This is a genomic window from Streptomyces sp. NPDC007346, assembly GCF_040703535.1.
In the GTDB taxonomy this organism is placed as follows: Bacteria; Actinomycetota; Actinomycetes; order Streptomycetales; family Streptomycetaceae; genus Streptomyces.
This window is the reverse complement of record NZ_JBEYKR010000028.1, coordinates 42,528-53,381: the sequence shown is the minus strand read 5'-3', so window position 1 is coordinate 53,381 and position 10,854 is coordinate 42,528. Positions and strand designations below refer to the sequence as shown.

Annotated in this window: 9 protein-coding genes; 1 reads left to right on the top strand and 8 read right to left on the bottom strand. The window is 71.9% G+C overall.

What is annotated here, in order from left to right; genetic code table 11:
* Nucleotides 1–87 precede the first annotated feature (87 nt).
* From AB0917_RS11010 to AB0917_RS10985, 6 genes are all read right to left on the bottom strand, one after another.
* Nucleotides 88–1,077 (bottom strand): zinc-dependent alcohol dehydrogenase family protein, encoded by a 990-nt coding sequence (locus tag AB0917_RS11010; RefSeq protein WP_366819201.1) that lies wholly within the window; start codon nucleotides 1,075–1,077, stop codon nucleotides 88–90.
* Nucleotides 1,074–1,964 (bottom strand): carbohydrate ABC transporter permease, encoded by an 891-nt coding sequence (locus AB0917_RS11005; RefSeq protein WP_366819200.1) that lies wholly within the window; start codon nucleotides 1,962–1,964, stop codon nucleotides 1,074–1,076. Before AB0917_RS11005 ends, AB0917_RS11010 begins: the two co-directional genes overlap by 4 nt.
* Nucleotides 1,961–2,926, bottom strand: coding sequence for a sugar ABC transporter permease (locus AB0917_RS11000; RefSeq protein WP_366819199.1), 966 nt, complete (start codon nucleotides 2,924–2,926; stop codon nucleotides 1,961–1,963). Before AB0917_RS11000 ends, AB0917_RS11005 begins: the two co-directional genes overlap by 4 nt.
* Nucleotides 2,923–4,293 carry a sugar ABC transporter substrate-binding protein gene (locus tag AB0917_RS10995; RefSeq protein WP_366819198.1) on the bottom strand — a complete coding sequence of 457 codons (1,371 nt, stop codon included), beginning with the start codon at nucleotides 4,291–4,293 and terminating at the stop codon, nucleotides 2,923–2,925. Before AB0917_RS10995 ends, AB0917_RS11000 begins: the two co-directional genes overlap by 4 nt.
* 164 nt (nucleotides 4,294–4,457) lie before the next feature.
* Nucleotides 4,458–5,219, bottom strand: coding sequence for a DeoR/GlpR family DNA-binding transcription regulator (locus AB0917_RS10990; RefSeq protein WP_070203056.1), 762 nt, complete (start codon nucleotides 5,217–5,219; stop codon nucleotides 4,458–4,460).
* Nucleotides 5,220–5,526: 307 nt separating this feature from the next.
* Nucleotides 5,527–6,864 carry a radical SAM protein gene (locus tag AB0917_RS10985; protein ID WP_019763021.1) on the bottom strand — a complete coding sequence of 446 codons (1,338 nt, stop codon included), beginning with the start codon at nucleotides 6,862–6,864 and terminating at the stop codon, nucleotides 5,527–5,529.
* Between the two features lie 223 nt (nucleotides 6,865–7,087).
* Between AB0917_RS10985 and AB0917_RS10980 the strand changes: the two genes are divergently transcribed.
* A complete protein-coding gene (locus AB0917_RS10980; protein WP_070203057.1) occupies nucleotides 7,088–7,774 on the top strand; it encodes a response regulator transcription factor in 687 nt (228 codons plus the stop codon).
* A 206-nt stretch (nucleotides 7,775–7,980) separates the two neighbouring features.
* On the opposite strand, the gene AB0917_RS10975 is transcribed toward AB0917_RS10980, so the two are convergent.
* Nucleotides 7,981–9,714, bottom strand: a complete 1,734-nt coding sequence (locus AB0917_RS10975; protein ID WP_366819197.1) for a GAF domain-containing protein — start codon at nucleotides 9,712–9,714, stop codon at nucleotides 7,981–7,983.
* A gap of 229 nt (nucleotides 9,715–9,943) precedes the next feature.
* Complete coding sequence (locus AB0917_RS10970; RefSeq protein WP_070203109.1) at nucleotides 9,944–10,813, bottom strand: universal stress protein; 870 nt, start codon at nucleotides 10,811–10,813, stop codon at nucleotides 9,944–9,946.
* Nucleotides 10,814–10,854: the final 41 nt, after the last annotated feature.

Genomic DNA, 10,854 nt, shown 5'->3' with positions numbered 1-10,854 from the left:
TGCACGGCGAGCGCGCGGGAGGTGGTGCCGGCGGCGCTGGTCCTGTCGAGGATGCGTACCGAGATGCCCAGCTTGACCGCGCATCGGCTACGGCCGCACCACGATCTTGCGCCCCACCCCGGCCTTGAACTGGTCGATCGCCGCCGGGTACTGCTCCAGCGGCAGCCGGTCGCTGATGAAGACGGCCGGGTCCAGCACACCGCTCGCGAAGAGCGCGGCGGCCCGCTCGTAGCTGTGCAGGACCGCCATCGAACCGGTGATGGTGATCTCCTGGTTGTAGATCCGGTAGGGCTCGATGACCGCCGTGGTGGCGTAGTCGGCCACCCCGAACTGGAGGAACGTGCCGCCCTTGGCGACGCGGCCCAGGCCGTCCTGGATGGCCCCCGCGTTCCCGGTGGCGTCGATGACCACGTCCCAGCCGCCGGGGCGGTCCAGCTCCTCGGCGCGGGCAGCCGCCCCCGTGCAGCCGAGGAGCTTCGCGGTCTCCAGGCGCCGCGGGTTGACGTCCAGGACCTCCACCGACGCGGCGCCCGTGCGCTTGGCCAGCTCCAGCATCATCAGGCCCATCGTGCCGGAGCCGTAGATCAGCACCTCGGCGCCCAGGTTGCCGTTGAGGACGTCGTAGCCGCGCACCGCGCAGGAGAGCGGTTCGATCAGGGCCGCGTCCCGTACGTCGACGTGTTCGGGCAGTTTGACGCAGTTGGCGACCGGGGCGACGGCGAACTCGGCCGCACCGCCGGGGACCGTGACGCCGATCGCGGCCCAGTTGTCGCAGAGGTTGCCGCGGCCGGAGCGGCAGTAGCGGCACTCGTGGCAGTGGAGCGAGGGATCGACAGCCACATTCTCGCCGACGGCCAGCTCGGTGACGTCGGCGCCGACCGCGACGATCTCGCCGGCGAACTCGTGGCCGGGGACGATCGGCAGGGTGGGGGCGAACTCCCCCTGGAGGATGTGGAGATCGGTGCCGCAGAGTCCGCAGGACGCCACCTTCACGACCACGTCCCGCCGGCCGGGCGTGGGGTCGTCGACCGTGGTGACGGAGACCTTGCCGGGGGCCTCGACGATGGCTGCCCTCATTTGACTGCTCCCAAGGAAAGGCCCTGGACGAGTTTGTCCTGGGCGGCGTAGCCGGCGATGAGCACCGGCAGGGACACGACCACCGACGCCGCGCACAGCTGGGCGAGGAAGAGGCCCTGGCTGGTGACGAAGGTGGTCAGGTGGACGGGTGCGGTCCCGGCGACCACGCCGGTCAGCACCCGGGCGAACAGCAGCTCGTTCCAGCTGAAGATGAAGCAGATCAGAGCCGTGGCGGCGATGCCGGGGGCGGCGACCGGGGCGACGACCCGGCCGAGCACGGTGGGCAGCTTCGCTCCGTCGACCTGGGCCGCCTCGATGATGGAGACGGGGACGTCGGCGAGGAAGGACTGCATCATCCACACCGCGATCGGCAGGTTCATCGAGGTGTAGAGCAGGACGAGCAGCCAGATGTTGTCCAGGAAGCCGGTGTTCTTCGCGAACAGGTAGATCGGCAGCAGTCCGGCGACCACCGGCAGCATCTTGGTGGAGAGGAAGAAGAACATCACGTCGGTCCACTTGCGCACCCGGCGGATGGAGAGCGCGTACGCCGCCGGAAGCGCCAGCAGGAGGACCAGCACGGTGGAGAACACCGACGCCATCAGGGAGTTGACCAGCGGCGGCCAGGGGGTCGGGCCGCCTCCGCCGCCGAAGAACGTCCGGTAGCCGTCGAGCGTCAGCGCGGCCGCCAGGGAGGGCGGGTTGGTCGCCGCGTCGGCCTCCGAGTGGAAGGAGGTGAGCACCATCCACAGGGCGGGCAGGCAGAAGACCAGGCCCACGGCCCAGGCGGCCAGGCCGAGGGCGGTGGAGCGCCTGCGGGCCCGGTTCGCCGGGGCGGTGGCCTTCGCGGTGGCGCGGGTGCGGGTCGGTGCTGCGGTCGAGGCGCTCATGCGCGGCTCGCCTCCTCACGGAAGAGGGAGGAGACCACCCGGAGCGCGAACGTCGCGATGATCACGGTGCCGATCACCACGACCACGCCCACGGCGGACGCCAGTCCGTACTCATGGGCCCGGTAGAAGGTCTCGTAGACGGTGTACGGGAGGTTGGCGGTGCCGAGGCCGCCCGCGGTGATGGTGAAGACGGCGTCGAAGTTCTGCACGATGTACACCGAACCCAGCAGGACGCCGAGTTCGAGGTAGCGGCGCAGATGGGGCAGGGTGAGGAAGCGGAACATCTGCCAGGCGCCCGCGCCGTCGAGCCGGGCGGCCTCCATCATCTCGGCGGGGCGGCTCTGCAGTCCGGCCAGCAGGATCAGCATCATGAACGGGGTCCACTGCCATACGAGGGCGGCGGCGACCGCCATCAGGGGCATCTCGGAGGTCCACTCCGGCTGGACCATGGAGTCGATGCCGAAGAGATTCCCGAACCAGGTCAACGCCCCGTTGAACAGCCCGTATTCGGGGTTGTAGAGGGCGTGCTTCCACAGCAGCGCCGCCGAGACCGGCACGATCAGGAACGGGGTGATGAGGAGGGTGCGGACGAAGCCCCGGCCGAAGAACGTGCGGTCGAGCAGCAGGGCGAAGGCGAGGCCGAGGACGACGCTCACGATGACCACGGTGGCGGTGAGCAGGACGGTGGTCACCACCGAGTCGCGCAGGGCCGGGTCGGTGAAGACGGAGCCGTAGTTGGCGAAGCCGGTGAAGTGGCGCTGGTCCGGCTTGAGCGAGTTCCAGTCGAAGAAGGAGATCACCAGCGTGGCCACGAAGGGCAGTTGGGTGACCACGATCAGGAAGACGAGGGCGGGCAGGAGCGGTGCGCGGGTCGCCCAGGCCTTCGCTTTGCTGCCCGTGGGGCGCTTGCCCGATGGGGCGGGACGGGGCGGGGTCGGCCGTACCGCGGTGGTGGTGGTCATCGGTACTCCTCCGCGACCTTCTCGGCCAGCTTCTGGGAGGTGGCGAGTGCGGTGTCCACCGACTGGCGGCCCGCGATGGCGGCGCTGATCTCCTGCGCCACCTTGGTGCCGAGGTCGGTGAACTCCGGTACGCCGACGAACTGGATGCCCGCCGTGGGACGCGGCTGGGTGCCGGGGTTGTCGGGGTCGGCCTCGGAGATGGCCTGCTGGGTGACGTCCGCGAACGCCCCTGCTTCCTTGCGGTAGTCGGGGTGGGCGTAGGTGGACGCGCGCTTGCCCGCCGGGACGTTGGACCAGCCGCTGGTGGCGCCGACGAGTTCCTCGTACTCCTTGCCGGAGGCCCAGGAGATGAACTTCCAGGCGTCGTCGGCCTTCTTGGAGGCGTTCTGCATGCCCCAGGCCCAGGTGTAGAGCCAGCCGGAGCTGTCGGTCCGCTCGACGGGGGCCGGTACGTACCCGATCTTGCCCTTGACCGGGGAGCCCTTGGCCTCCAGCGATCCGGCGCCCGCGGTGGCGTCGTACCACATGGCGGTCTTGCCCTGGGTCATGTTGTTGAGGCACTCGGCGTACCCGGACTGCGGGGCGCCGAGCTGTCCGTGCTTGCGCACGAGGTCGACGTAGAACTTCGTCGCCTTCTTGAACTCCGGTGCGGTCAGCTGCGGTTGCCAGTCCTCGGTGAACCAGGTGCCGCCCATGGTGTTGACGACGGTGGTGAGCGGGGCGATGACCTCACCCCAGCCGGGGAGCCCGCGCAGGCAGATGCCCTTCATCCCGCGCTGCGATCCGTCGGTTTTCGCGGCGAGTTCGGCGACCTCCTCCCAGGTGGGCTTGGCGGGCATGGTGAGCCCTTCCTTCTCGAAGACGTCCTTGCGGTACATCAGGAAGGAGGACTCGCCGTAGAAGGGCTGGGCGTAGAGCTTGCCGTCCTTGTGGGTCAGCGACGCGCGCAGCGGCGGGAGGATGTCCTGCTGGTCGAAGTCCGGGTCGGCCTCGACGTATGCGTCCAGCGGGCGGAGCCAGCCGTTCTCGGCGAAGAACGGCAGCTCGAAGTTGGAGATGGTGGCGATGTCGTACTGACCGGCCTGGTTGGAGTAGTCCTGGCTGATCTTGTCGCGGACGTCGTTCTCGGGCAGCACCGTGAAGTGGACGGTGATGCCGGTCTCCTTGGTGAAGTGCTCCTTGGTCAGCTTCTGCAGTTCGACCATCTGCGGGTTGTTCACCATCAGGACGTTGAGGGCGTCACCGCCCCCGAAGGAGGTCCCGCCCGCTCCGGCGCAGCCGGTGGCGAGGAGGGCGAGTGCCGTGGCCACGGCGGCGGCGCGCGGCAGGCGGCGTGGTCCGTGGCGTCGGCGGGGGTGGTGGCGCATGGGGACTCCTGATCAGTCGTAGCGGCTCGGTGATCGGGTCGGGCCGAGGCGGCAAGGGGATGCCGGAGGCGTACGGGGGCAGGACGGACCGCGCCCCGACGGGGGGCGGGGCGCGGTGGTGTTGGGGCCGCGCGACCGGTACGGGACCGGGGGCGCGGGTCGGGTCAGGTGCGGATGACCTGGGGGCCCAGGAGGGAGTAGCGCTGGGCCTCGGCGGAGGAGAGCCCGGCGTCGGTGACGATCGTCTCGAAGTCCCCGACCCCGGCGAACCGGCAGAAGCTCACCGCGCCGAACTTGGCGTGGATCCCGACGAAGACGCGCCGCCGGGAGCTGCGCATGGCCTGGGACTTGACCTCGCTGACGGCCGGGTCGGGGGTGGTGAGGCCGTACTCGCGGGAGATGCCGTTGGCACCGACGTACGCCAGGTCGATGACGAAGCCGGCGAGCATCCTGGAGGCCCAGTGGTCGACGGTGGCCATCGTGGAGCCGCGGACGCGGCCGCCGAGCAGGATGACGGAGATCTTCTCGGCGTCCGCGAGGACGGTGGCGACGGCCAGGGACGCGGTCACCACGGTCAGCGGCCGGTCCCGGGGGAAGGCCTCGGCGACGAGCTGGGGGGTGAAGCCCTCGTCGACGAAGACGGTCTCGGCGTCCCCGAGCAGATCGGCGGCGGCGGCCGCGATCCGCGACTTCTGCGGGACGTTACGGGTGGTGCGGACCGCGAGCGTGGTCTCGAAGCCCGCCGACTCCACCGGGTAGGCGCCGCCGTGGGTGCGGCGGACGAGACCGTGCTCCTCCAGTACGTGCAGATCGCGGCGGACGGTCTCCTTGGCCACCTGGAACAGCGCCGCGAGGGCGTTCACCTCGACCGATCCGTCCCGTCGGGCGGCGTCGAGTATTCCTCTGCGGCGTTCGTCGGTGTCCACGACACACATCCCTGGCTCTTGCGGTGGCGCTTCTCGGGGGTGGGTCCGGTCCGTTCGGGCCCATGTGACGTTTTTACAAGCAGGGTCAGCCGCTCGACCAGGCTCTTCGCGGGATTCCCTCTGCCCGTTCCTGCCCGTTTCCCCGGCGGGCCGCCGCTGGTCACGCGCCTGCGGCGGGCTTTTCGGGCACTCATGGTGCCCGCTCCACGGAGGCGGGCGCCCGGATCGCGCCCGAACCCGGGGAACGGTGCCCGTTGGACGGCTCCCGTTCCCCGGGGAGGTGCGGCTCCCGTCCCCGGGGAGGGGGTCAGACGGTGGTCTCCTCCTCCAGCCCTTCGAGGCTGTCCATGAAGGAGCTGACGGAGAAGACGGCCCGGCCGGGGCCCGCGGGGCCGTAGCCGGGCGGGGAGTTGAGGCCGAACTCCTCCAGCGTCGCCCGGTAGGCCTGGAGCAGCCGGATGTGGTACTCCAGCGGCGCGCCGAGCGGGTTGGCCTTGCCGAGCGGGGTGGTGGGCTCGGGGCACCAGGTGGTGAAGCGCGGCACGACCCCGTTGGACATGAAGAACCGCAGCCCCTCGGTGGTCGAGTCGATGGCCTCGCTCACCTTGGTGAAGCCGAAGGGCTCGGCCATTTCGATGCCCGCGACGAAGTTGGGGATGACGTTGCGCGGCCCGAACACCTCGGCGGAGTCCAGGATGCGGCGGTGCCACTCGTCGCGGCCGACGTACCGCTCCTTGCCGGGGCAGTGCAGCTGGAAGAGCCGGCGGTCCCACACCTCGAAGTTGGGGTGGTAGATGCGGATGCCGTAGTCGTGGAAGCGCTGCACGTCCTCGCGGGGCAGCGCCTGGGCGACCACCTTGCCGGTCCAGCGGCCGGGGAAGCGCTCCTCGATGGCCTTGGCGTAGTGGCCGTAGAAGTCGGCCTCGTCGCGTCCGCCGACCTGGGAGGTGATGGAGCCGCCGGTGAGGGTGTAGGCGCGGGAGACGCCCGCCGTGTCGTACCGGTCGATGATCTCCAGGGCCTCCAGCACCTCCTCGACCGGCTTGACCCCGGTGTACGGGCGGCCGGCCGCCTTGTGCTGGCGCCAGTTGTGGTTGATGTCGCAGAACTGGCACTCCTCCTTGGCGCCGAAGTACTGGCACACCCGGAAGACCGTCAGATAGATGAGGTAGCCCCACTGGATGGTCGGGGCGACCTCCATGACGGACTTGCCGTTGGAGAGCTGGTGGCGGTAGTACTCCGGCATCGGCGGAAGGCCGACGTCCGCGATCCGCGCCCCGTCCAGGTAGAGGCCGAGCGTCCCGTCCTCGCCGCCGCGCACGACGTACGGGGAGTCGGGGTTGACCCGCACCGAGACCACGGTGCGGCGCAGCCCGTAGGGTCCGCCGGTGAGGACGACCTCCTCCGGCGGCCGGTTGAGCGCGGCGGCGCCCAGCTCGGGCAGGGTGCGGTGGTCGAAGGAGAAGATGAAGTACGACTTCGGCTTCACGTCACCGGTGGCGCCGCCAATGGATCCGCTCAGCGCGGACTCGTCGAAGGCCATGCCGCCGCGCAGCAGGTCTTCCTTGATGACGGCTTCCCGGGGCACCTCGGGGAAACGCCCCATCAGGTCCTCGACCAGTGCCGTACGACTGCTGCTCGGCATGTACGCGAACCTCCGTTGTCACCCCACCCGCGACTGCGCACGCACGGGCGGGCAGGTCTGTCCAGTCAGGCTGGCAAGCCTACGCCAACGGCTTCTCCCACCTGCATTGACCAGGTGGAAACGGGCTCCGGAGGCGGTTCGGCAGGTACGTCGCCGCCGTAGCTGGGACAATGCGGGTGAGGAGAACGGGGGCCACGCGTCGACCGAACACCTGGGGCCGCACATGTCCGGCACACCGACCGCCGAGGGCGGGGACCCGATCCGCGTCTTCCTGCTGGACGACCACGAGGTCGTCCGCCGGGGGCTGCGCGATCTGCTGGGGTCCGAGCCCGGTGTGGAGGTCGTCGGGGAGGCGGCCACGGCCGCCCAGGCGCTGGCCCGAGGCCCGGCGCTGCGGCCCGATGTGGCGGTGCTGGACGTCCGGTTGCCGGACGGGGACGGCATCACGGTCTGCCGGGAGCTGCGCTCGCGGATGCCGGGGCTGGCCTGTCTGATGCTGACGTCGTTCGACGACGAGGACGCCCTGCTCGACGCGATCATGGCCGGGGCGGCCGGGTACGTGCTCAAGCAGATCAACGGCTCGGACCTGGTGTCGGCGGTACGGACCGTGGCGACGGGGCAGTCGATGCTCGACCCGGCGACCACGGCCCGGCTCATGCGGACCCTGCGCGCGCCCGAGGCCGCCGGTCCCGTGGAGGACGAGAGGCTGTCGGTCCTCTCCGAGCGGGAGCGGTCCGTGCTCGACCTCATCGGGCAGGGGCTGACCAACCGGCAGATCGCCGGTCAGCTCTTCCTCTCCGAGAAGACCGTGAAGAACCACATCTCCCGGCTGCTGGGGAAGCTGGGGGTGGAGCGCCGGGTGCAGGCGGCCGTCATCGCGACGGAGGCGCGGGAGCACGGGCAGAAGTGAGCCCGCCCGGGTCTGCGGGCTCGGGCGGGGCGGCGGGGCGGCTGACGTACGCGTACGGCTCGCGCGCGTCCCGTACGTGTCCGGCCCGCCCGCCCCACGTGGTACGTGTCCGGTCGCACCCGCCCACGTACGTACCGGCCCGCCCGTGTCCGTACGCGCACCGCCTGCCCCACGGCCGGTCCACGTACGCGTACGGCTCGCGCGCCCTATGCGCGCCCCGTCGGCAGCGGGACCCGCCACTCCAGGACCGTGCCGTGGTGCGGGGCGGGCCGTGCGGTGGCGGAGAAGGTGCCGCTCAGCCGTTCGGCCCGCTCCGCGAGGTTGCGCAGGCCGCTGCCGTGGGCGCCCTCCGGGAGGCCGGTGCCGTCGTCGGTGGCGGTCACCGTCAGCGCGCCGCCCCCGGCGACGACCGCCACCTCGGCCCGGCCCGCCCCCGCGTGGCGGGCGATGTTGCTGAGGGCCTCCACGATCACCGCGACAACCTGGTCGGCCGTCTCCTGGGGCACGTCCGTGTCGATCAGCCCCTCCATCCGCAGGGCCGGGGGAAAGCCGAGCGAGGGCGCGGCGGCGTCCACCGCCTGGACGACCCTGGTCCGCAGGCCGGGGGCGTCGCCGGTCGGTTCGTGGTCCCGGAGGCCGAAGATCGTGGACCGGATGATCTTGATGGTGGTGTCGAGGTCGTCGATCGCGCGGCCCAGCCGCTCGGCGGCCTCCGGGCGCTCCACGAACGGGCGGGCGCTCTGGAGGGTCATCCCGGTGGCGAAGAGCCGCTGGATGGCGAGGTCGTGCAGGTCGCGGGCGATCCGGTCGCGGTCCTCCAGGAGGCTGACCCGTTCGGCGGCCCGTCGGCGCTCGGCCAGTTCGAGCGCGAGCGCGGCCTGTCCGGCGAAGCCCGGCAGCGAGGCGATCTCCGGCCCGGCGAACGGTGGACCGCCCTGGAGGCGGGCGAGGATCAGGACCCCGCTGAGCTTCTCCTTGGTGCCCACGATGACGGCCACCGCGGGCCCGAACCCCTCCCACCGCTCCGGCCGCACGGTGATCCGGGGGTCGTTCCCGACGTCCGCGACCGTGACGAGGCTGTCCGCGGCGAGCGTGGCCCCGGCGAGGGTGCCCCGGGTCGTCGGCAGCGCCAGCCCGCGATGGGCCCCGGCCCGCTCCCCGTGGGCAAGGGAGCCGCTCAGCTCGCCGTCGGCCCCCACCAGGTGGAAGACGCCGAGGTCGGCACCGGCGATGTCCACGGCCCGGGAGAGCATGCCGTCCAGGACCTCCGGCTCCGGCGAGCCGGAGAGCAGCGCGCTGGTGAGGTCGGAGCCTGCGGCGAGCCAGCGCTCCCGCAACCGTCCGGCCTCGTAGAGGCGGGCGTTCTCGATGGCGATGCCCGCCGCGACGGCCAGGGTCGAGACGACCGCCTCGTCCTCCGCGTCGAAGTCGGCGCCGCCGCGCTTCTCGGTGAGGTAGAGGTTGCCGAACACCTCCTCGCGGACCCGGACGGGCACACCGAGGAAGGTGTGCATCGGCGGATGGTGGGGCGGGAAGCCGTACGAGGTCGGGTGCTCGGAGAGTTCACCGAGCCGCAGTGGCTCCGGGTGGCGGATCAGCTCACCGAGGAGGCCGTGGCCGGAGGGGAGGTCGCCGATCCGTTCCCGTACGTCGTCGTCGATGCCGATCGGGAGGAACTCGGAGAGCTTCTGGTCGTCCCCGATCACGCCCAGCGCCCCGTACTCGGCGTCGACGAGGACGACCGCCGCCTCGACGATCCCCCGCAGCGCCTGGGGCAGCGCCAGTTCCCGGCCGACCGACATGACGGCCTCCAGCAGGCCGTTGAGCCGGTCGCGGGTGCCCCGGGCCTCGTCGATGCGGCCCTGCAGTTCGTCCAGCAGCTCGTCGAGCCGCAGGCTCGGGAGCCTGGCCCGCCCGGTCTCACGGGCATCCCCGCCCATGGGTACCTCCGGCGGCTTCGAGGGAGGCGGACTGCCGGCGTCCGCTCCTCCAACGTAGCCGCCGCACCGCGCGGCCTCATGTCGAGCGCCCGGCCGTACGGGATCAGCTCGGGGCCGTACGGGATCGGTACGGGTCCGTACGGGATCAGCTCGGGGCCGTACGGGATCGGTACGGGTCCGCACGGGATCAGCTCGGGGCCGTACGGGATCAGCACGAGATCGTCCGTGGTCACGGCCGCTCCTCGACCGGGACCGTGATCACCGGGCAGGGGGCCCGGTGCAGCAGCCCGTGGACGACCGAGCCGACGCGCATGCCCAGGTAGCCGCCGTCGCCCCGGCGGCCCACCACGAGGGCCTCCGCGTGCTCGGCGGCCTCCGCCAGCGCCTCGACCGGGGAGCCGGTCACCACCTCGTGGCTCAGCCGCACACCGGGGTACTTCTCGGCCCACCCGGCCACCGTCTCGGCCAGCAGCCGGCGCTCGGTGTCGAGCGGGGCGTCCCGGCCCCGGAGCGAGAACACCGGGGGCTGCCACACCGCCACGGCCCGCACGGCGCAGCCCCTCAGCTCGGCCTCCTCCAGGGCCAGCGCCAGGGCCGCCTGCGAGGGCTCGCTCCCGTCCACGCCCACCACCAGGTACGGCGGCTGCCCGGTGCTCCGCGCGGTGCGGACCACGACGGCCACGGGGCAGTGCGCCTGCGCGCTGACGGGGACGGCGAGGGAACCGGCGCTGAGGAACTCCGCCACCCGGTTCAGCCGCCGGGAGCCGAGCACCACCATGCGGGCTTCGCGGGTCAGGCCCGCCAGGGTGGGCGCGGGGACCCCGTCGAGGAGCGTGGCGGTGGTCCGGATCTCCGGCTGCCGCTCCCGCACCCAGGCGTCGGCGGCCTCCAGCGCACGGGTGGCGGCCTCCTCGAACTCCCGGTGGCGGGGGAGATCGCCGGGGCGGCGGGGCTCGTGGAGCGGGGGGACGGCGACGACGAGCCGCAGCAGGAGGCCGCGGCGGTGGGCCTCGTCCGCCGCCCATCCGACGGCCGGGTGCCAGTCCTCACGGGGGTCGACGCCGACCACGATGTCCTGGCGTGTCGCCGAGGTGCTCATGAGGGGTTCCTCCTGCCGCATGGGGCTGCCTCTTCTCCGGG